Consider the following 20,845-nt stretch of genomic DNA (forward strand, 5'->3'; position numbering starts at 1 on the left):
CATTCGCAGCTCTCTCTTGTTCCGCCCCTTCGGAATTTCTGATTCCTAGTCGAACATCGCCGTCATGGTCTCGTGCGTGGCGGTCTTCGACAGGTCGGCGCCGCCGGCCCAGCAGGTGTTGAGGATGATGCGGGTCTTGTCCGCGTTCAGCGGGACCGTGCGGTGCAGCGTGGTGTCGGAGCGCAGGAAGTACAGGTCGCCCTTGGCGTGCCCGTAGGAGCGGATCGGGTGCTCCTGGAGGTACTCCTCGACGCGCGGGTCGTCCTTGTTCCAGTCCGTGTGCGGGATGGCCTGGAGCATGCCGCCGAACTCCAGGGCCGGCGCCTCGATCAGCCAGATGACGGTGAAGCTGAAGTCGCCCCAGTGCCAGCCGTGGGTGTCACCCTTCTGGTGCTGGCGGGTGATGATGTACTTCTCCTCGTCCCACGGGCAGTCCATCACCTCTTCCTTGGCCAGGCGGGACAGGAAGCCCTTGAGCGCGGGGGACTCGTAGACGGCGGGGATGAGCGAGCCGTCCGAGGCGATCGCCTTCTGGCCGACCGTCGACATGTAGCGCGGCGAGTCGCCGGTCTCCTTGAGGCGGATGTCGATGCGCTTCTGGTGGGTGTCGATCAGCTGGTGCGTCTCGTCGGCGACCGCGGCGAAGACCTCCTCGGAGACCAGGCCGGGAAGCTTGACGTAGCCCTCGCGGCGGAAGTGCTGGGAGAGCTTGAGGACTTCGTGGTCGCTGCTGAAGCGCTCCGTGATGTTCTTCGAGATCAGCTCTTCCACATTGGCCGCGGTGATGGCGTTCTGCGACATGGGGGTACGACTCCTTACGCATTGCGGCTGCCGGAATTCACGGTTCGGGTTTCCCCGCGCTCCCCGTGCCCGGTCGCTGTTGACGGCTCGATTCTGCCGGGAGGCCCGCAGGTGCCGGTAGTGTCCCGTTCACCGATTACGCGTGAACAACCTTCGCCGACCGCCCCGTATGAGGAACCCACATCGCATGTGAGATCTTCATGCCGGGGCAGTCGATGAGAAATGCACGCTTGCGGTGGCCGGTATCTTCCTGTCACATTCCAATGCGCCCCGGGGATCAATCCTGCGATTCCCGTACGGGTACGCCATGCGATTCCAGGGACGTGATTCCGGGGACGCGAATCCGGGGGACGCGATTCCAGGGAGGGTATGAGAATGGCCAGGACAGCTGTAGTGGCCGGCGGGGCGGGTTTCCTCGGCTCGCATCTGTGCGAACGGCTGCTCGCGGACGGCTGGGGCGTCGTCTGCGTCGACAACTTCAGCACCGGCGATCCGCAGAACGTGGCCCACTTGGCGGACGAGCACGGGTTCCGGCTGATCGAGGCCGATGTGTGCGAGGGGCCGCTCGCCGTCGAGGGCGAGGTCACGGCCGTACTGAACCTCGCCTCGCCCGCGTCACCCGTCGACTACCTCGAACTGCCGCTGGAGACCCTTCGGGTGGGGTCCGAGGGAACCCGCCATCTGCTGGACCTCGCCCGGGAGAAGAACGCCCGGTTCGTGCTCGCCTCCACGTCGGAGACGTACGGCGACCCGCTGGTGCATCCGCAGCCCGAGAGCTACTGGGGCAACGTCAACCCGATCGGGCCGCGGTCCGTGTACGACGAGGCGAAGCGGTACGCCGAGGCGCTGACCATGGCCTACCGGCGTACGCACGGCGTCGACACCGGCATCGTCCGCATCTTCAACACGTACGGGCCCCGCATGCGCGCCCACGACGGCCGTGCCGTGCCCACGTTCATCCGGCAGGCGCTCGCCGGGGAGCCGATCACGGTGGCCGGTGACGGGTCGCAGACCCGGTCGCTGTGCTACGTGTCCGATCTGGTCGACGGCCTGGTGCGGATGGCCGGGCACACGCTGGCCGGTCCGGTCAACCTCGGCAACCAGGAGGAGATCTCGATGCTCCGGCTCGCCGAGTGGATCCGTGAACTCACCGCGTCCCCGTCCGCCATCGCGCGGGTGCCGCGGCCGGTGGACGACCCGTCGGTCCGCCGCCCGGACACCACCCGGGCCCGCGAGGACCTCGACTGGCGGCCGACGTTCAGCACCGCGCGGGGCCTGGCGGAGACCGTCGCGTGGTTCCAGAGCCTGTCCCGGGGCGAGCGCGGGGCCCTGCAACTGACGGGTGCAGAGGATTTGTAGGCACGACCGGCATCCTGGTCGAGCAGTTGTGCGACGAGGGGGATCGACGTGTCGGCCCTGGGCAGTTTCTCGAAGGTCCCGTCCGGCCGGGGTGGCCCAAAGGCCGGTCGGGGTGGCCCGAAGGCCGGTCGGGGGTGCCCGGAGGCCCGGCGGGTGAGCCCGCCGTCCGGCCGGGAGCGCCCGGATGCGCGCCGGGGCTGCCCGGGGTCCCGCCGCGGGTGCCTGGAGTTCCGCCGGGAGTGTCCGCACGCGCGTCGGGCGCCGGACGGCACACCGCACCGGACACCAGGCGATGCGCCACGTCCGGCGCCCGACGCCGGCCCGGGAGGGGTCCTCGCCGGTCCGCGAGGTCTGCTCGCCGACCCGCGGGGGCTCCTCACCGGTCCGCGAGGACGGCGAGGGCGGGTTTCAGACGCAGAGCCAGCCCCGGCCGGCGGCGAGGACACCCGCCTCGAACCGGCTGCGGGCGCCGAGCCGTTGCATCAGGTCGGCCGTGATGCGCCGGGTCGTGCGCACCGACACCCCCAGCTGACGGGCGATCGCGTCGTCCGTCATGCCCTGGCCGAGCAGTTCGAGCACCGCCCGTTCCGGCGGCGAGAGCGGGTCCTCGCCGGTACGGGGCGCGGTCTCGCCCAGCGGGCGCGCCTGCTGCCAGGTGTGTTCGAAGAAGGCCAGCAGCGCGGCCACGGCGCCGGTGCCGTGCAGCACGAGGGCGCCCAGATCCGCGGCGGTCGGGTCCACCGGGACGATCGCCGTGTCCCGGTCGTAGATGAGCATCCGCGACGGCAGCCGGGGCACGGTCCGTACCTGACCGCCGCGCGCCCCGAGCCAGTTGACGTACTCCCGGGTGGCCGGCGAGTTCGCGGCGCTGTCGAGGAACACGTACCGCAGCTGGACGCCCCGGTCGACGGCCGCCCGGTCGAGCGGCCGGGCGGCGTCCAGGTTCTCCGCGCTCTGCGCGCCGCCCGGTACGAACGCCGCCACCTCGGTGGTGCAGGTGCTCGCGAGATGCTCGATCTTGGACTGGATCTGGTCCATCGTCCTGAGCTTCTGCACCTCGTTGGCGGTCTGGCCGCCCGAGGCGCGAATATCGGCCAGCATCCGGGTCATGGCGAGCCGGCTCGCGCTGATCTGGCGCTGGCGTTCGAGAACCTCCTCCTCCTGGCTCATCAGGAGCGCGGTCAGTCCCAGTTCGGGATCGACGGGCCGTCCCGGACCGCCGTCCGCCGACGGGCGCACGAGCGAGAGCGCGGCCAGCCGGTCCAGCGCTGCACGAAAGCGCTCCTCCGTCCAGCCCAATTGACTTGCGAGACCGGAAATGCCCCCTGTACCGCCGGCGAGCATCGCGCGGTACACCGCTTCCTCGTCCGGCCCGAGGCCCAGTTGACGCAGCATCTATCCCTCCCCCAAAGGCAGAAGCCCCACAGTCCGCACGCGACACCCACCTGGGTGGCGGGTGCGGCCGATGTGAGCCAACACCTTATTCGATGGCCGAAAGTTCACAGGAGTTCCACGGAATCGGCTATAGCAAGTGGAAGGCGGTCGTCATGTACGTCGTGAACCTTCACCCCGATCCGGCCCACGGCCGCTGGGCCGGTGACGTCGGCGCGGCGCTGTGGGGGGCGGTCCGTTCCCGCCACGGGGTGGAGCACATCTACGCCCAGCCGGCGCCCTCGGGGGCCGCGGTGCTCTTTCTGTGCCAGCCCACCCTGGCGGACGCCGAACGTGCCGCCGACGACGTCCTGGCGCGGTGTCCGGCGCGCTTCACGAGGGGGTCGGTCGTGCCGCTGACCATGCTGGTCGAGCTGCTGGCCTACGAGAGCAACCCCTGGTGACGGGCCGTCGCCACGAGCGGGCGCCGCACCGCGGCGCCGTCTGCGATCTTGTCCGAGTCCTGCCATTGCAGCTCCCTGACAGAGTCAACCCTGTGCAAAGTTCTGGCCATCGCGCAGAGTTGATACCACCGGTCAGGACGCCTCGCCAGAACGGCGAAGCCTCACGGCAGATCTTCGTACGACCACACGAGGCCCGCCCGTACCGGTAAGAGCCTGTCGGGTGACCTCCGACCGGGCGGCCACGCCCGGCCAGAGGTCACCCGACAGGCTCCAAGGGGAGACCGCCGCACGTGACCGGACCCGGCCCCGTGCGCACAACAGGGGGAACACGATGCACCTTTCCTACGGAAGCACCCGCACCTGGACACTCACCGCCGCGACGCCCGGCCCTCACCCCCACGACTGCCGCACAGGCTTCCACGGGTACCGCACGGGCCAGTCCGGCAACATCTGGGGTCCGTGACCCCGTGGCCGCGACGCAGACCCCGTACCCCGACGCGCGAGCCCCGCACCCGGACATGGCGCGAGCCGCGCGTTCGGACACGACGGAAACCCTGTACCTGAATCTGCTCGGGCCGGTGGAGGCCCACCGTGGCGCCGCCCCGCTCAACCTCGGCGGCGCCAAACCCCGCACGGTCCTGGCGGCCCTGCTGATGGCCCGCGGCCGGGTCGTCGCCGACACCGAGCTCACCGCACTGCTGTGGGGCGACCGCCCGCCGGCCACCTGCACCGCCCAGATCCACACGTACGCCTCCCGGGTGCGCCGACTGCTCGGCCCCGGCATCGACGTGGAGCGCCGCCGCCCCGGCTACCTCATCCGGCTGCCGGAGCACGGCGTCCACGTCGACCTGCTCGCCTTCCAGGAGCGGGCGGCGCGCGGTGCCGCCGCGCTCGCCGCGGGTGACGCGCGGACCGCGGCCGACACCCTGCGCGACGCCCTTGCCTGCTGGCGGGGCGAGGCGCTGGGCGGCGTCTGTGACCCGCTCGTCGTCGCCGGGCGCGACCGGCTGGAGGAGGAGCGCCTGGTCGCCCTCGAACGGCGTATGGACGCCGACTTGGAACTGGGGCGGCACGGCGAGCTGATCCCCGAACTCATCGCCGAGATCGCCTCCCACCCGCTGCGCGAGGGACTGCGCGCGAAGCTGATGACCGCGCTGTACCGGGCGGGCCGGCAGGCCGACGCACTCGCCGCCTACCGGGCCGCCCGCGCCACGCTGGCCGAGGAGCTGGGACTGGACCCCTGCGCCGAACTCCAGCGACTGCACCAGGCCCTGCTCACCGGCCACCCGTCCCTGCTCCAGCCGCGCCCCGTTCCCACCGCCGCCGTACCGGCCACCACCGCGCCGGCCGCCGCAACCCCCGCCCCTGTCCCCGCCCCGCTCCCCGTCCCCGCCGAACTGCCGCCCGCACCCGTCCGCTTCATCGGCCGCGACCAGGAGGTGCTGCGGCTGAGCACGGCCCTGAGCGACCACCGCCCGCGCGGCGGCGAACCGGCCGTGCACGTCGTGACCGGCATGATCGGTGTCGGCAAGACGGCCGTGGTGCTCCGGACCGCGCACCGGGTCCGGCACCGCTACCCGGACGGTCAGATCCACCTCGACCTCCGCGGCTCCGGCCCGGACCCGCTCGACCCGGCGGACGCGCTCGCCGAGCTGCTGCGGCTGCTCGGTGTGGCCCCCGACCGGATTCCGGCCGGTTCCGACGACCGGGTACGGGCCTATCGCACCCGGATCGCGGACCGGCGGCTGCTGCTCATCCTCGACGACGCGGCCGACGAGCGCCGGCTGCGCCCGCTGCTGCCGGTGACCGAAGGCTGCGCGGCCCTGATCACGAGCCGCTGCGCGCTGCCCGCCCTCGACGGCGTGGGCCGGATCGCACTGCGCCCGCTGCCCGCGGCGGACGCCCGCGGATTGTTCGACGCGCTGGCGGGCCCGGCCCGTACCGCCGCCGAACCCCGGGCGGCCGAAGCCGTCGTCGAGGCGTGCGCGGGGCTGCCGCTGGCGCTGCGCATCGCCGGTCTGCGGGCCGCCGCCCGGCCACTGCGTCCGCTGGCGACGCTCGCCCGGCGGCTGACCGCATCGGACCGGGCCCTGGACGAACTCGCCCTGGGCGACCTGTCGGTGCGGGAGAGCCTGATGGACGGGTATCGCAGACTCGCCCCGCCGGGCCGACGCGCCCTGCGGTTCCTGTCGGCGCTGGGCCCGCACCCCGTGCCGCCACAGACCGCCGCCCGCGCGCTCGGCGTCGGGCCCGACCGGGCCGAGGACCTGCTCGACGGGCTCGCCGAGGAGTACTGGACCGAGCGGGTCGACCTCGGCGGCGGCCCCGGCCACCGGCTGCACCCGCTGGTCCGGCTGTTCGCCGGGGAGTTGCTGGCCCGGGAGGAGGGCGGCGTACCGCTGCCTCTGCCGGTACGGTCCGGCACCGGCGTTCCGCTGTCGGCGTCCGTGCGGTCCGCGGCCGGACCGGTGGTCCCGGTGGGGGCGGCGGCCGGACCTCTGCCGCCGGTACGGTGCGCGGTCGGCGTCCCGCTCCCGCTGTCGCTGGGACCGGCCCCGGTCCGCGTCCGCGCCGGCCGGGCGAACTGACCCGTACGGCGAGGACCGGGGCCGCGCCCGCACCCATCGGGCGAGCCCGACCGACTCCGGCCCGCACCGGCCGTGCCGACCCGGGCAGGCCCGTGACCCCGCGCAGGCCCGAGTCGAGCGGAGCCGGCCCGGGGGTGTGAGGGCCGCGTCCGCCGCCCGCCGCTCGTACGACCCGCCCCGCGGCACACCGTCGCCGGTCTCCACCTGGCGGCACCGACGGAGATGAGGCACAGTCCGCACATGCCCGCACCTTCTGGATTCAGTTACGAGACCCGCGCCGACGGTACGGTCGTCATCACCCACCGCGGCCGCAAGGCCACCACCCTGCGCGGCCCCCGCGCCGCGCAGTTCGTCGCCGAGATCGAATCCGGTGACGAACAGGCCGTCATGGCCCGCTGGACCGGCTCCTACAAGTTCGGCAACGAACGCACCGCCCGCAACCATCCGAGAAACCAACGGCGCCGTGGCTGACACGCGCGCCGCCCGAAGGACACCTGCCATCCATGACTGACACCACGACCCTCTCTCCCGCACCCCGCCGGATCGCCGTGTTCGGCGCGGGTTACATCGGCCTGGTGACCGGGGCCTGCTTCGCCGAACTCGGTCACCGGGTGGTGGTACGCGACATCCAGCCGGAGCGGATCGAGCTGCTGCGCTCCGGCGACGTCCCGTTCTTCGAACCCGGCCTCGGCGACCTGATCATCCGGAACAAGGAACGGCTGTCGTTCACCCTCGACGCGGACGAGGCCGTACAGGACGCCGAAGCGGTGTTCGTCTGTGTCGACACCCCGCCCACGGCGTCCGGCGACGCCGACCTCTCCCGGGTGTGGGCCGTCGTCGAGGCGCTGAAGAACACCGCGTCGCATCTGGTCGCGATCGTGGTGAAGAGCACGGTGCCGGTCGGCACCGGCAGCCGGGTGCGGGCCGCCCTCGACGAGGCCGGCCTGAGCGGCGTCGGCTACGCCTCGAACCCCGAGTTCACCGCCGAGGGAAGCGCGGTCGCCGACTTCCTGCACCCCGACCGCGTGGTGATCGGAGCCTCCGACGAGGCCACCGCGCACTGGGTGGAGGGGCTCTACACCGGCATCGAAGGACCGGTGGAGACCATGGATGTCGCGTCGGCCGAGATGGTGAAGCTCGCGTCCAACGCGCTGCTCGCCACGAAGATCACCTTCATCAACGAGATCGCGACCGTGTGCGAGGCCACCGGGGCGGACATCACGCAGGTGGCCCGCGCGGTCGGCCGCGACCACCGGCTCGGGCCGCACTTCCTCAACGCCGGTCTCGGATACGGGGGTTCGTGCTTCCCGAAGGACTCCCGGGCGCTGCGGGCGATGGCCAGCAACTCCGGCTATCCCTTCCAGCTCCTCAACGCCGTCATCGAGGTCAACGAGCTCCAGCCCCGGCGCGCCATCCAGCGACTGAAGTCCGAACTGGGCGGGCTGCGGGGACGCCGCGTCGCCCTCCTCGGCCTGACGTTCAAGCCCGGTACGGACGACATGCGCGAGGCCCCCAGCACCGTCATCGCCTCCCGTCTCCTGGCCGAGGGCGCGGAGGTGACCTGCTGGGACCCGATGGCCCGCCCCGGCGAGGCCGAGCCCTGGACCTCGACGACCCGTCACCAGGACGTGGCGGGCGCCGTGACGGACGCCGACGCGGCCGTACTCGTCACCGAGTGGCCCGAACTGGCCGACGTCGACTGGCATGCCGCGGCCCGCCGCATGCGCGCCCCGCTGATCCTCGACGGCCGCAACCTGCTGGACCCCGAGGCACTGCTGGACGCGGGCTTCACGTACATGAGCGTGGGCCGGGCGACGCGGTACGGCGGAGCCACCCGGTAGGGCCCGTGGCCCCGTCCCGTCCCCACCCCACCCGGTAGGGCCGTGGGGTGGGCCGGCGTCACCTTCCCGCGAGCGCGAGGTCGGCCCAGACGGTCTTGCGCGGGAACGGGCCCACCCGTACACCCCACTCGGCCGAGAGCGCCTCGACGATCAACAGCCCCCGGCCCGCCAAGGATTCGCCGTCCGGCTCCGGCACCCGGGGCATCGCGTCCCCGCGGGCGTCGGTGACCTCGATACGGAGCGTGTCCCCGTCGACGGTCAGCGAGATGCGGAAGTCCCTGCCCGGTACGTGGCCGTGCAGCGCGGCGTTGGCCGCCAGCTCGGCAACGACCAGCCCGGCGTCTTCCAGCGGCAACCCCCAGGAACGGAGCCGTTCGGTCGCGAGAAGCCTGGCGAGCCGGGCGCCCCGACGGGTGGCGGAGAGCTGGATGGCGAACTTGCCGTCCCGTACACGCGGTTGGGTGATTTCTCGATTCACGTCACTCAGCGTGGCCGAAGCTGCCTACGCTGAAAAGCGATGACATGGGTACGGACGGTGACTGTCCAGTGGTGGTACGGGGCTGTCCATCCAGTACGGCGCCGAGCGCGGAACCGCGTGGGCGCGGAACGAAGGCGGGGTGTCGTATGACGGACGAGGGCAGGGACAGCGGCGGCATCGAGGACCTGGGGTTTCTCGCGACGGACGGGACGGACGACGCCGACCAGTGCGTCGACCTGGAGGACGACTCGGGCGCGGTGGTCGCGGCGGTGGGCCGGCAGATCCGCCTCTGGCGGGAGTCGGCGGGCCTGCGGGCCAAGGACCTGGGCGACGCGATCGGGTACGGGGAGAACCAGGTCTACAAGGTGGAGGGCGGCAAACGCATCCCGAAGCCGGAGTTCCTGGACAGGGCGGACCAAGTCCTGGGCGCGGGCGGCAAGATCGCCGCGATGAAGAAGGACCTGAGGGAGGCGCGGTATCCGAAGAAGGTTCGGGATCTGGCGAACCTGGAGAGGGCGGCCGTTGAGCTCGGTGCATACAGCAATCACAATGTGCACGGCCTCTTGCAGACCGAGGAGTATGCGCGGGCGCTCTACGAAATGCGCCGTCCGTCGTTCGGCCGGGACGAGATCGAGCGGTATGTCGCAGGGCGGATGGGGCGACAGGAGATCTTGGAGAGGCAGCCTTTGACCATGTTGACCTTCGTGCTGGAAGAGGTCACGATCAGGCGCCCGCTCGGCGGGAGGGAAGTAGCGCGACATCAGCTCGAACGCCTGCTGGAGATCGGTCAGTTGCGGCATGTCGAGATCCAGGTGATGCCGACCGATCGGGAGGACCACGCGGGAATGGGCGGCCAGTTCCAACTGCTGAAGTTCGACGATGGTACGGCGGTGGCACACTGGGAAGGCCAGTTGTACAACCGCATGATCTCCGATCTGAAGCAAGTCCGGATCATCGAGTTGCGGTACGGAATCATCAGATCACAAGCCCTGACTCCACGGGAGTCGTTGGCCTTCATCGAGAAAGTACTAGGGGAGACATGACCTGCAATGCGCCAGGCAGCGACGGGTCCGCGTCTGAGTGGATCAAGAGCAGCTACAGCAGTAACGACGGACCGGAGTGCGTAGAGGTCGCTGTGGTCTCTGGTGCGGTGCATGTGCGTGACTCGAAGGTCGTGCGAGGTCCGCAGCTTGGCTTCGAGGCCACCGCGTGGGCGGACTTCGTGGCGTACGCGTCCGCGCGCTGACCGTCGGTCCGTTCCATCCGTACCGCCCTACCTCGCCCCGATTGCCGGGGGAGGCGGGACGGCCTGCTTTCTCGGGGAGCCGGAGGTCCCGGATTCACGGGCTGCTTGAGGGGCTACTTCGTGGCGACGACGTAGACGCTGTCCCAGTGGCGCTTCGGGTTGGCCATGGTGAGGTCGAACGTCCGGGGCGGGGCGCTTCGAGCCTTCTGGGCTCAAGCCCGCCGGACAGCAGTCACGAACAGTGTGTCCGCGCTGCGTGGAGCGCTGGTTGTCGACGGCAGCCTGTCGACGCTGATCTGGGTGAAACCGGACTCGTCCAGCACCTTCGTCCAGGTCTGCTCCTGGAGTACCCAGCGACGCATCGTGGTCGCTTCCCCGTTCGGGGTTCTCGCCGGGACGTCGGCGGGCACGACGTCAGGTTCCGCAGGTGCGCCGCCCAGGTAGTGGGCGAGCGTGGAGAACAGCAGCCGGCCGCCAGGACGCAGTGCGACGGCCACGGACGGAAGCAGTTCGGACGGGTCGGTGAAGTCGACCGCGCCGAAGACGCTGTACAGCACGTCGTACGTGTCGGCCATCGTCTGCACATGCTTCACGACGCCGGATCGGACGATGCGCAGGCGCGGTGCGAGGTGGCCGAACAGGTCAATGGCCATGGCGTATTGCGCGGGTGAGGCATCGACGGCATCGACTCGGGCGGGGGCGTGATGGGTGGCGAGATGGGCGGCATGCCTGGCAGCTCCGGCGCCGAGGTCTCCGACGACCTTGCCCGTCAGGTCGCCCAGGACCTCAGGGCCGGGGCCGCCATTTTGATTCCAGAGCCACGAAAAGGTGTGGGGGACGGCGCGGTCATGCTCGGTGCGGATGCGGCCGTAGTGGTGCCAGAGATCTGTCGTGGTGGTCGTCACCCGCATTATCCTGGCGGGTGCGGCCCGGCGCCGGGCCGGCTCCGGGAAATCTCACCCATGCCTGAGACGGGCCCCCTCCATTACCGCGTGCCAGCCACCGGTGACCGCCTTGACGAGGCCACCGCGGACCGGGCCGCCGAGGCGGCTTCGGCTGCGGCGCGCGGGACGCGTGAGGTGCGGTTCCGCCCGTCTCGACGACGAACTCCTCACGCGCGCACCGTTGCTCCCACGGTGGTGGCCGGAAATCCGTATGCGGTACAGCGGATCGGTTGAAACGCTGAAGTCATGAACCCTCAGCCCGATCACGATCACGGTCCCGACTTCGCCGTCGCGTCGGCCTCCGCCCCCGCACCCCCAGGCGCGGACCGGATCACCACGCCTCCCACCCCCGACCTCGTACGCGGCGCGTTCGAGCTGGAGCGCACCGAGCACGGGGTGCTGCCGCACCGGCTGCCCGCGTGGGCCCGGGCGCAGGGGGACGGGCAGTTGGCGATGGTCGAGGCGCAGCCGTCCGGCGTTCGGCTGGTGTTCCGTACCCGGGCCATCGCGGTCGAGCTGGACACGCTCCGCACCAGGCCGGTCTACCAGAGCGCCGCGCCCCGCCCGGACGGGGTCTACGATCTGGTCGTCGACGGGCGTCTCGTGGCGCAGGCCAGTACGACCGGCGGCAACGTCCTGGTGGCGGATCTGGTCAACGGGCCGGTGGAGACCCGGCCCGGACCGGTCGGCACCGTCCGCTTCCCGCCGCTGCCCGAGGGGGAGAAGCGGGTCGAGATCTGGCTGCCGCACAACGAGATCACCGAGCTGGTCGCCCTGCGCACCGATGCCCCGGTCGAGCCCGTGCCGGCGGACGGCCGCCGGGTGTGGCTGCATCACGGGAGCTCGATCAGCCACGGTTCGGACGCCGCGAGCCCCACCACGACCTGGCCGGCGCGGGCCGCGTCCCTCGGTGACGTGGAACTGGTCAACCTCGGGCTGGGCGGCAGCGCCCTGCTGGACGCCTTCACCGCCCGCGCCATGCGCGACACCGCCGCCGACCTGATCAGCGTCAAGATCGGTATCAACCTGGTCAACACCGACCTGATGCGGCTGCGCGCCTTCACCGCGGCGGTGCACGGCTTCCTCGACACCGTCCGCGAGGGACATCCCACCACCCCGCTGCTGGTCGTCTCGCCCCTTCTCTGCCCCATCCACGAGGACACCCCCGGCCCCAGCCTCCCGGAGTTCGACGGGGGACGGCTCAGCGTCCGGGCCGGGGGCGATCCCGCCGAACGGGTGGCGGGGAAGCTGACGCTCAACGCCATCCGGGACGAACTGGCCCGCATCGTGGCGCAGCGCGCGGCCGACGACCCGCACCTGCACTACCTCGACGGTCGCGAACTGTACGGCGAGGCGGACTTCGCGGAGCTGCCGCTGCCCGACCGGTTGCACCCGGACGCCGCCACGCACCGCCGTATCGGCGAACGGTTCGCGGCCCTGGCCTTCGGTTCCGGTGGGGTGTTCGCCGCTGCGGCAGAAGACCGGGGCTGATCGACCGACGGGCCGACCGGCCGTGGGGCCGGCCCGTCGGCCGATCCCCGGCCCGGTGCCGCCCCGTCTCACCCGATCGGACCCGTCGGCCGGCCCGGGAACGCCCGGCCGGGGCGTCGCGGCCCGGATTGCGTTCGCGGCCACGGACTTCCACGAGGACCTGAAGAGCTTCGACATCCCGACGCTCGTCGTGCACGGCGACGACGACCAGATCGTCCCGGTCGACGCCACGGGCCGCAAGGCCGCCGCACTCGTCCCGGACGCGACCCTCAAGGTCTACGAGGGCGGCTCCCACGGCCTCGCGCTCGTTCCCGGGTACAAGGAGCGGTTCAACCAGGACCTGTTGGAGTTCCTCGGACGTCGAAGCGTCGAAGTCCCGAGCCGGACCGTCGCGGCCCCGCATTCCCCGTCCTTTGCGCCCGGCCCCATTCCCGTGACGCGTTCCCTGCCGCCCTCCCTGGCTTCTGCGACGATTCGGGGCAGAGGGGGTGAATGACCGGAAGGCAACGAGGCGCAGGGAAGGGAACGGTATGTGCGGGATCATCGGATACGTCGGTGGGCAGTCGGCGCAGGACGTCGTCGTCGCGGGGCTGAAGCGTCTTGAATACCGTGGCTACGACTCGGCGGGCATCGCCGTGCTCGCGGACGGCGGGCTGGCCGCGGCGAAGCGGGCGGGCAAGCTCGTCAACCTGGAGAAGGCCCTGGCCGAGGCGCCCCTTCCGGCCGGCACCACCGGGATCGGGCACACCCGCTGGGCCACCCACGGAGCGCCCACCGACGCGAACGCGCACCCGCACCTGGACAACGCGGGCCGCGTCGCGGTCGTGCACAACGGGATCATCGAGAACTTCGCCCGGCTGCGCGCCGAACTCGCCGAGCGCGGCCACGACCTGGCGTCCGAGACCGACACCGAGGTCGTCGCCCACCTCCTGGCCGAGGAGTTCTCGTCCTGCGCGGACCTGGCGGAGGCGATGCGGCAGGTGTGCCGGCGGCTCGAAGGTGCGTTCACGCTCGTCGCCGTGCACGCGGACGCGCCGGACACGGTGGTCGGGGCCCGGCGCAACTCGCCGCTCGTCGTGGGGGTGGGGACGGACGAGGCGTTCCTGGCCTCCGACGTGGCCGCGTTCATCGCGCACACCCGCTCCGCGATCGAGCTGGGCCAGGACCAGGTGGTGGAGCTGCGCCGCGGGGGCGTCACCGTCACCGATCTCGACGGCAGGCCCGCGACCGTCCGCGAGTACCACGTGGACTGGGACGTGTCCGCCGCCGAGAAGGGCGGTCACGCCTCCTTCATGCTCAAGGAGATCGCCGAACAGCCCCGGGCCGTCGCCGACACACTCCTCGGGCGGATCGACGGCGCGGGAGCCCTCCACCTCGACGAGGTGCGGATCGCGCCCCACGAGCTGCGGGAGGTCGACAAGGTCGTGGTCGTCGCCTGCGGCACCGCGTTCCACGCCGGGATGATCGCCAAGTACGCCATCGAGCACTGGACCCGGATCCCCTGCGAGACCGAGCTGGCCAGCGAGTTCCGCTATCGCGACCCGATCCTCGACCATCGCACCCTGGTCGTCGCGATCTCCCAGTCCGGCGAGACCATGGACACCCTGATGGCCGTACGCCACGCCCGCGAACAGGGCGCGAAGGTCCTCGCCATCTGCAACACGAACGGCTCCACCATCCCCCGCGAGTCCGACGCCGTGCTCTACACGCACGCCGGACCCGAGGTCGCCGTCGCCTCCACGAAGGCGTTCCTCACCCAGCTCGTCGCCTGCTACCTCGTCGCCCTCTACCTGGGGCAGAACTGCGGCACCAAGTGGGGCGACGAGATCCGTACCGTGATCCGTCAGCTCTCCGAGATGTCCGGGGCGGTCGCCCGCGTCCTGGGGGCCATGGAGCCGGTCCGGGCGCTGGCCCGGTCCCTCGCCGACCACGACACCGTCCTCTTCCTGGGCCGCCACGTCGGCTACCCGGTCGCCCTCGAAGGCGCGCTCAAGCTCAAGGAACTCGCGTACATGCACGCCGAGGGCTTCGCCGCGGGCGAGCTCAAGCACGGGCCGATCGCGCTCGTCGAGGAGGGTCTGCCGGTCGTCGTGGTCGTGCCCTCGCCCCGCGGCCGTTCGGTGCTGCACGACAAGATCGTGTCGAACATCCAGGAGATCCGGGCCCGCGGCGCCCGCACCGTCGTCATCGCCGAGGAGGGCGACGAATCGGTCGTTCCCTACGCCGACCACCTCATCAGGATCCCGGCAACGCCTACGCTGCTTCAGCCGCTGGTCTCGACCGTGCCGTTGCAGGTCTTCGCCTGCGAACTCGCGACGGCCCGCGGCAACGACGTGGACCAGCCGCGCAATCTGGCGAAGTCCGTGACCGTGGAGTAGCGCGCCGCTCGCCGGCGCGCGTGCACGCTAGCGAGCGAGTGATGAGGGAACGCCTGTGATCATCGGGGTGGGGATCGACGTGGCCGAGATCGAACGGTTCGACGCGGCGCTCAAGCGCACGCCGCACCTGGCCGACCGGCTCTTCCTGGAAAGGGAACGGCTGCTGCCCAGCGGCGAGCGGCGCGGCATCGCGTCGCTCGCCGCGCGGTTCGCCGCCAAGGAGGCCATCGCCAAGGCGCTCGGCGCGCCCGCCGGACTGCTGTGGACGGACGCCGAGGTCTATGTCGAGGACAGCGGGCAGCCCCGGCTGCGGGTCCGCGGCACGGTCGCCGCGCGCGCCGCCGAGCTGGGCGTGCGGCATTGGCACGTGTCGCTCAGTCACGACGCGGGAGTGGCGTCGGCCGTGGTGATCGCGGAGGGTTGAGCCATGCGTACCGCCTACAGCGTGGAGACCGTACGGGCCGCCGAGCGCGCCCTGATGGACCGACTGCCCGAGGGCGCCCTGATGCAGCGCGCCGCGGCGGGGCTCGCGGCGGCCTGCGCCGACGTGCTGCGACGGCGTGGACGGGTGTACGGGGCGCGGGTCGTCCTGCTCGTCGGCAGCGGCGACAACGGGGGAGACGCGTTGTACGCCGGTGCACGGCTGGCCCGCCGGGGCGCCGGGGTGCGCGCCGTGCTCACCTCGCCGGGCCGCGCGCACGCGGGCGGAGCCGCCGCACTGCTCGCGGCGGGCGGACGCGTGGTGGAGCCGGGCACGGCACCGGGCGAGGACACGGCACCGGACGGCCCGCTGACGGCCGCCTGGGGTGGGCACGTCGATCTCGTCGTGGACGGGATCACCGGCATCGGCGGACGCGGCGGTCTGCGACCGGACGCCGCCGCACTGGTCCGGGCCTTCACGGCGACCGGCGCGGCCGTCGTCGCCGTCGACCTGCCCAGCGGGATCGAGGCCGACACCGGCGAGGTGCTCGGCGACGCCGTGCGCGCCGACGCGACCGTGACCTTCGGCACGTACAAGCCGGGCCTCCTCGTCGACCCGGCCGCCGAACGCGCGGGCGCGCTGCACCTCGTCGACATCGGGCTCGGGCCCGAACTGCCGGACGTGCCCGACCTGGAGGCGTTGCAGTACGCGGACCTCGCCGCGCTGCTGCCGGTGCCCGCGAACGAGAGCGACAAGTACCGGCGGGGCGTCGTCGGGATCGTCGCGGGTTCGGCCCGGTACCCGGGGGCCGCGGTGCTGGCCGTCTCGGGGGCGCTGCGCGGCGGCGCCGGGGCGGTGCGGTACGTCGGTCCGGGCGGCGGCGCGGTGATCGCCCGTCACCCGGAGACCCTGGTCCACGCGGGCCCGCCGTCGAAGGCGGGGCAGGTGCAGGCGTGGGTGGTGGGGCCCGGGCTCGGTGACGGCGCGGAGGCCGCCGAGGCGGTCGGCGACGTGCTGGCGGCAGACGTCCCGGTGCTCGTCGACGCGGACGGGCTGCGACTGCTCGACCGCGACGCCGTGCGGGCGCGCACCGCGCCGACCGTCCTCACCCCGCACGCGGGCGAGGCCGCCGCCCTGCTCGGCGTCCCCCGCGAGGAGGTGGAGGCCGGCCGGCTCGCCGCCGTACGGGAACTGGCCGAGCGTCACCGCGCCACGGTCCTGCTGAAGGGGTCGACGACCCTGGTCGCCGGCGCCGACCGGAACGTCCCCGTACGGGTCAATCCGACCGGTACCTCCTGGCTGGCCACGGCCGGCAGCGGCGACGTCCTCTCCGGGCTGACCGGCTCCCTGCTGGCGGCGGGCCTCGTCCCGCGCGACGCCGCGTCCGCCGGTGCCTACCTGCACGGTCTCGCCGCCCGGTACGCCGCCGACGGTTCGCCGGTCGCCGCCCAGGACGTCGCGGAGGCGATTCCGGCGGCGTGGCGGGACGTACGGGCCTGAGTGATCCTGGGCACAGGCCACGACGGGTCCCGGGCACGGGCCACGACGGCAGGAGCGTGACGGGGCGCGCGGGCACGGGGCGACACGCGCCGACAGGAGGGCCGGCCATGGGCAGGAGCAGCGACAGAAGCGGCAACGTACGCGTACGCCGGGTGTACGACCCGCCGGAGGACGGCGACGGCACGCGCGTCCTCGTCGACCGGCTCTGGCCGCGCGGCGTGGCCAAGGACCGGGCCGGGATCGACAAGTGGTTCAAGGACGTCACGCCGTCGAAGGAACTGCGCTCCTGGTACCACGAGGACCGCACCGGCGCCCGTTACGACGGCTTCGTCGACCGCTACCGGGCCGAACTGGCCGACCCCGTCCACGCGGCGGCCGTCGGCGAACTGGTGGACCTGGTCCGCGGCGGCGGCCCGGTGACCCTGGTCACGGCGGTCAAGGACGTACCGCACAGCCACGTCCCGGTCCTCGTCGACCACTTGGAGCACGAGTTGCGCCACCACTGAGACGGGCTCCCCGGCGGCCCGGACGGCCCGGGGCGGGCCGGTCCCGGGCCTCTTCCGGCCGTGCACGGAAAAGGCACGACACGTGCCTCTGAGAGACTGGGGCACGATGAACGAGACAGCGTCCTTGAGAGCCCGAGCCGAGATCGACCTCGCCGCACTGCGCGCGAATGTGCGTGAACTGCGCGCACGGGTGGGCGGAGCGCACCTCATGGCGGTCGTGAAAGCCGACGCTTACGGGCACGGGGCCGTGCCCTGCGCCCGGGCCGCGCTGGAGGCCGGGGCGACCTGGCTGGGCACCGCGACACCGCGCGAGGCGCTGGAACTTCGGGCCGCCGGGCTCGGTGGCCGGGTGATGTGCTGGCTGTGGACACCGGGCGGGCCCTGGCGCGAGGCGATCGAGGCCGACATCGACGTGTCGGTGAGCGGGATGTGGGCGCTGCGCGAGGTCGTCGCCGCGGCCGAGGAGGCCGGGATTCCGGCCCGGGTCCAGCTCAAGGCCGACACCGGGCTCGGCCGCAACGGCTGTCAGCCCGCCGACTGGTCCGAGCTGGTCTTTGCCGCCCGCGCCGCCGAGGAGGCCGGCACCCTCCGGGTCACCGGCCTCTGGTCCCACTTCGCCTGCGCCGACGAACCCGGCCACCCCTCCATCGCCCGGCAGCTGAACGCGTTCCGGGACATGGTCGCGTACGCGGAGAAGGAGGGGATCGACCCCGAGGTCCGGCACATGGCCAACTCCCCGGCGACGCTGACTCTCCCCGAGGCCCACTTCGATCTCGTACGGCCCGGGATCGCGATGTACGGCCTCTCGCCCAGCCCCGAACTGGGCACCCCGGCCGACTTCGGGCTGCGCCCCGTCATGACGCTCGCCGCGTCGGTCGCCCTGGTCAAGCACGCGCCGGCCGATCACGGGATCAGCTACGGGCACCTCTACACGACCTCGCGGGAGACCACCCTGGGCCTGGTGCCGCTCGGCTACGCGGACGGCATCCCGCGCCACGCCTCCGGCCGCGGGCCCGTTCTGGTCGGCGGTGTACAGCGGCGGATCGCGGGCAGGGTGGCCATGGACCAGTTCGTCGTCGACCTCGACGGGGACGTGGTCGAGGTGGGCGACGAGGCCGTGCTCTTCGGCCCGGGGGACCGCGGCGAGCCGACCGCCGAGGACTGGGCCCGGGCCGCCGACACGATCGCCTACGAGATCGTCACCCGGATCGGGTCCCGGGTGCCCCGGGTCCACCTGCAGGGGGCCGCGGCCGGGTCCTGACCGGCCGAGCGCCCCTGACCAGGCACGATCTGACCACGACCGGAACGGTCCGGCGGCCCGGAGCGGCCGGACCGGTCCGCTCCGGAGCCGACGGGCGACCCGCACGACGGGCACGACGGACACGACCGACGAGGAGCGCGGCACGGTGAGCGAGATCAGCGCGGCGGACGCGGTGACCGCGGCGGACGCGGTCACGACGGTCGGCTGGCGACGGGCCGGGATCGCCGGGGCCGCCATAGGCGTGCTCGCGGCGGGCGCGGCTGCCGGTGTCGCGGTCGAGCGGCTGACCGTGGGGCGCGGCATGCGCAGAAGGGCCCGGCTGGCGCTGGACGCCTCGGGCCCGTACGGCTCGCTGCGGGGGCTGCCGGGCCGGGCCGTCGCCGACGACGGCACCGAGCTGTACTACGAGGTCGACGAGGTCGATCCGGACGGCGCGGCGCCCTGGTACGAGAGCGACGGGACCGACACCGGCGCCGGTGATGCCGACACCGGCACCGACGTGGCCGGTACCGCGCGCACCACCGGCTCCCGTACCGCCGGAAACGGTCCCCGCCGCCGCAGACTCTTCGGCCGCAAGGAGCCCGCGCCCGTCACGATCGTGTTCAGCCACGGCTACTGCCTCAACCAGGACTCCTGGCACTTCCAGCGGGCGGCGCTGCGCGGGCTGGTCCGTACCGTCCACTGGGACCAGCGCAGTCACGGCCGTTCGGAGCGGGGCCGGGCCCAGGCGGACGGGGTGACGGTCGGCATCGACCAGCTCGGGCGGGACCTGAAGGCGGTCATCGACGCGGCCGCACCCGAGGGCAGGCTGGTGCTGGTCGGGCACTCGATGGGCGGCATGACGATCATGGCGCTCGCCGAGCAGTACCCCCAGCTCGTCCGGGACCGGGTGGCCGCCGTCGCGTTCGTCGGCACATCGAGCGGAAAGCTCGACGAGGTCAGTTTCGGGCTGCCGCTCGCGGGCGTGAACGCGGTGAGGCGGGTGCTGCCCGGGGTGCTCAGGGCGCTCGGCTCGCAGACGGAGCTGGTGGAACGCGGCCGTCGGGCGACCGCCGACCTGTTCGCCGGGCTGATCAAGCGGTACTCGTTCGGCTCGCGGGACGTCGACCCCGCGGTGGAACGGTTCGCCGAGCGGCTCATCGAGTCCACCCCGATCGACGTCGTCGCCGAGTTCTACCCGGCCTTCACCGAACACGACAAGAGCCACGTCCTGCCCGCGTTCCGCGAAGTCCCGGTGCTGATCCTGGCGGGCGACAAGGACCTGGTGACGCCCAGTTCGCACAGCGAGACCATCGCCGACCAGCTGCCGGAGGCGGAGCTGGTCATCGTGCCGGACGGCGGCCATCTGGTGATGCTGGAGCACCCGGAGACGGTCACGGACCGGCTGGCCGACCTGCTGGCGCGCGTGGGCGCGGTCGCCCGCAAGAGCTAACGTTGGCGGACATGGAAGCACCGCACAACAGCCCGCTGACGGACGCGCCGCGCGGCGGCCCCGTGACGGACGAGCCACCGGGCGGCCCGGTGACGGAGGCGTCGCACAGCGGCCCGGTGACCGGGGTGGGCGAGGGCGCCGGCCCGGACACCGTCACGGTCGGCCTGGCCGTCGACTCACCCGAACAGATGCAGGCCCTGGGCCGTCGGCTCGCCGGTGTCCTGCGCCCCGGCGACCTCGTGATGCTCACCGGCGAGCTCGGCGCCGGGAAGACGACGCTGACCCGGGGGCTCGGCGAGGGCCTCGGTGTGCGCGGCGCCGTCACGTCCCCCACCTTCGTGATCGCCCGCGTCCACCCGTCCCTGACCGGTGGCCCCGCGCTGGTCCACGTCGACGCGTACCGGCTGGGCGGCGGGCTCGACGAGATGGAGGACCTGGACCTCGACGTGTCGCTGCCGGAGTCGGTGGTGGTCGTGGAGTGGGGCGACGGCAAGGTCGAGGAGCTGTCGCAGGACCGGTTGCGGGTGCTCATCCACCGCGCGGTCGGCGACACGGACGACGAGCGGCGCTCGGTGACGCTGGTAGGCGTCGGAGCGCGCTGGGCCGGGCTGCGCGAGGCCCTGGAGGGCTGACGGGCCGGGCCGCGCGAGGCCGTGCGGGCCGATGGAGTCCGGCCGCGCGAGGCCGGACGGGGACGGGTGGGAGCGGACTTTGGAGGCCCGCGCCCGACGCCGTGCACACTTTCCGACAGCATGTCGGCAAAT

The 20,845-nt window shown here is 72.5% G+C and carries 19 protein-coding genes and 1 pseudogene; 16 read left to right on the plus strand and 4 right to left on the minus strand.

Annotation, left to right across the window (positions count from 1 at the left end; translation table 11 throughout):
• Positions 1 to 45 precede the first annotated feature (45 nt).
• Positions 46 to 801, minus strand: a complete 756-nt coding sequence (locus AMK22_RS19985) for a HalD/BesD family halogenase (RefSeq protein ID WP_073786834.1) — start codon at positions 799 to 801, stop codon at positions 46 to 48.
• A gap of 375 nt (positions 802 to 1,176) precedes the next feature.
• Between AMK22_RS19985 and AMK22_RS19990 the strand changes: the two genes are divergently transcribed.
• Complete coding sequence (locus AMK22_RS19990) at positions 1,177 to 2,160, plus strand: UDP-glucuronic acid decarboxylase family protein (protein WP_073786836.1); 984 nt, start codon at positions 1,177 to 1,179, stop codon at positions 2,158 to 2,160.
• A gap of 408 nt (positions 2,161 to 2,568) precedes the next feature.
• Here AMK22_RS19990 and AMK22_RS19995 read toward each other — a convergent pair whose 3' ends face one another.
• On the minus strand, positions 2,569 to 3,555 hold the full coding sequence (locus tag AMK22_RS19995; RefSeq protein ID WP_073786838.1) for a LuxR C-terminal-related transcriptional regulator: 987 nt from the start codon (positions 3,553 to 3,555) through the stop codon (positions 2,569 to 2,571).
• A 92-nt stretch (positions 3,556 to 3,647) separates the two neighbouring features.
• Here AMK22_RS19995 and AMK22_RS20000 point away from each other — a divergent pair, with 92 nt between their 5' ends.
• The 4 genes from AMK22_RS20000 to AMK22_RS20015 all read left to right on the plus strand — a co-directional run bounded on the left by AMK22_RS20000 (position 3,648) and on the right by AMK22_RS20015 (position 8,424).
• Positions 3,648 to 3,995, plus strand: coding sequence for a hypothetical protein (locus tag AMK22_RS20000; protein WP_242434058.1), 348 nt, complete (start codon positions 3,648 to 3,650; stop codon positions 3,993 to 3,995).
• A 467-nt stretch (positions 3,996 to 4,462) separates the two neighbouring features.
• Positions 4,463 to 6,583 carry an AfsR/SARP family transcriptional regulator gene (locus tag AMK22_RS20005; RefSeq protein WP_242434059.1) on the plus strand — a complete coding sequence of 707 codons (2,121 nt, stop codon included), beginning with the start codon at positions 4,463 to 4,465 and terminating at the stop codon, positions 6,581 to 6,583.
• Between the two features lie 240 nt (positions 6,584 to 6,823).
• Entirely contained in the window at positions 6,824 to 7,054 is a 231-nt protein-coding gene (locus tag AMK22_RS20010) for a hypothetical protein (RefSeq protein WP_073786841.1), read from the plus strand.
• Positions 7,055 to 7,086: 32 nt separating this feature from the next.
• Positions 7,087 to 8,424, plus strand: coding sequence for a UDP-glucose dehydrogenase family protein (locus tag AMK22_RS20015; protein ID WP_073786843.1), 1,338 nt, complete (start codon positions 7,087 to 7,089; stop codon positions 8,422 to 8,424).
• Between the two features lie 58 nt (positions 8,425 to 8,482).
• On the opposite strand, the gene AMK22_RS20020 is transcribed toward AMK22_RS20015, so the two are convergent.
• Positions 8,483 to 8,902 carry an ATP-binding protein gene (locus AMK22_RS20020; RefSeq protein ID WP_073786845.1) on the minus strand — a complete coding sequence of 140 codons (420 nt, stop codon included), beginning with the start codon at positions 8,900 to 8,902 and terminating at the stop codon, positions 8,483 to 8,485.
• Between the two features lie 146 nt (positions 8,903 to 9,048).
• Between AMK22_RS20020 and AMK22_RS20025 the strand changes: the two genes are divergently transcribed.
• Together AMK22_RS20025 and AMK22_RS20030 are read left to right on the plus strand one after the other, a co-directional pair.
• Positions 9,049 to 9,945: a helix-turn-helix domain-containing protein gene (locus AMK22_RS20025; protein ID WP_073786847.1), complete on the plus strand. Its 897-nt coding sequence runs from the start codon at positions 9,049 to 9,051 to the stop codon at positions 9,943 to 9,945.
• The gene (locus AMK22_RS20030) at positions 9,942 to 10,148 is read left to right on the plus strand and encodes a DUF397 domain-containing protein (protein ID WP_073786849.1); all 207 of its coding nucleotides are present in this window, start codon (positions 9,942 to 9,944) and stop codon (positions 10,146 to 10,148) included. The genes AMK22_RS20025 and AMK22_RS20030 overlap by 4 nt, the downstream gene beginning before the upstream one ends.
• Positions 10,149 to 10,360: 212 nt before the next feature.
• Here AMK22_RS20030 and AMK22_RS20035 read toward each other — a convergent pair whose 3' ends face one another.
• Positions 10,361 to 11,059 carry a methyltransferase domain-containing protein gene (locus tag AMK22_RS20035; protein WP_073786851.1) on the minus strand — a complete coding sequence of 233 codons (699 nt, stop codon included), beginning with the start codon at positions 11,057 to 11,059 and terminating at the stop codon, positions 10,361 to 10,363.
• Positions 11,060 to 11,338: 279 nt separating this feature from the next.
• Here AMK22_RS20035 and AMK22_RS20040 point away from each other — a divergent pair, with 279 nt between their 5' ends.
• The 9 genes and pseudogenes from AMK22_RS20040 (at position 11,339) to tsaE (ending at position 20,713) form a co-directional block, all read left to right on the plus strand.
• Entirely contained in the window at positions 11,339 to 12,583 is a 1,245-nt protein-coding gene (locus AMK22_RS20040; RefSeq protein ID WP_073786853.1) for a GDSL-type esterase/lipase family protein, read from the plus strand.
• A gap of 55 nt (positions 12,584 to 12,638) precedes the next feature.
• Positions 12,639 to 12,938 (plus strand): annotated as a pseudogene (locus tag AMK22_RS41055) (alpha/beta fold hydrolase); the annotation flags it as partial.
• A gap of 175 nt (positions 12,939 to 13,113) precedes the next feature.
• Positions 13,114 to 14,961 (plus strand): glutamine--fructose-6-phosphate transaminase (isomerizing), encoded by a 1,848-nt coding sequence (gene glmS / locus AMK22_RS20050; RefSeq protein WP_073786855.1) that lies wholly within the window; start codon positions 13,114 to 13,116, stop codon positions 14,959 to 14,961.
• A 55-nt stretch (positions 14,962 to 15,016) separates the two neighbouring features.
• On the plus strand, positions 15,017 to 15,385 hold the full coding sequence (locus AMK22_RS20055) for a holo-ACP synthase (RefSeq protein ID WP_073786857.1): 369 nt from the start codon (positions 15,017 to 15,019) through the stop codon (positions 15,383 to 15,385).
• A 3-nt stretch (positions 15,386 to 15,388) separates the two neighbouring features.
• Entirely contained in the window at positions 15,389 to 16,882 is a 1,494-nt protein-coding gene (locus AMK22_RS20060; RefSeq protein ID WP_073786859.1) for a bifunctional ADP-dependent NAD(P)H-hydrate dehydratase/NAD(P)H-hydrate epimerase, read from the plus strand.
• Positions 16,883 to 16,989: 107 nt separating this feature from the next.
• On the plus strand, positions 16,990 to 17,388 hold the full coding sequence (locus AMK22_RS20065) for a DUF488 domain-containing protein (protein ID WP_073786860.1): 399 nt from the start codon (positions 16,990 to 16,992) through the stop codon (positions 17,386 to 17,388).
• 106 nt (positions 17,389 to 17,494) lie between these two features.
• Positions 17,495 to 18,649 (plus strand): alanine racemase, encoded by a 1,155-nt coding sequence (gene alr / locus AMK22_RS20070; protein WP_073786977.1) that lies wholly within the window; start codon positions 17,495 to 17,497, stop codon positions 18,647 to 18,649.
• Positions 18,650 to 18,794: 145 nt separating this feature from the next.
• Complete coding sequence (locus AMK22_RS20075; RefSeq protein ID WP_073786861.1) at positions 18,795 to 20,081, plus strand: alpha/beta fold hydrolase; 1,287 nt, start codon at positions 18,795 to 18,797, stop codon at positions 20,079 to 20,081.
• A gap of 11 nt (positions 20,082 to 20,092) precedes the next feature.
• Positions 20,093 to 20,713, plus strand: a complete 621-nt coding sequence (tsaE, locus tag AMK22_RS20080) for a tRNA (adenosine(37)-N6)-threonylcarbamoyltransferase complex ATPase subunit type 1 TsaE (RefSeq protein WP_107430603.1) — start codon at positions 20,093 to 20,095, stop codon at positions 20,711 to 20,713.
• The last annotated feature ends 132 nt before the right edge of the window (positions 20,714 to 20,845 follow it).

This window comes from Streptomyces sp. CB01580 (assembly GCF_001905795.1).
In the GTDB taxonomy this organism is placed as follows: Bacteria; Actinomycetota; Actinomycetes; order Streptomycetales; family Streptomycetaceae; genus Streptomyces.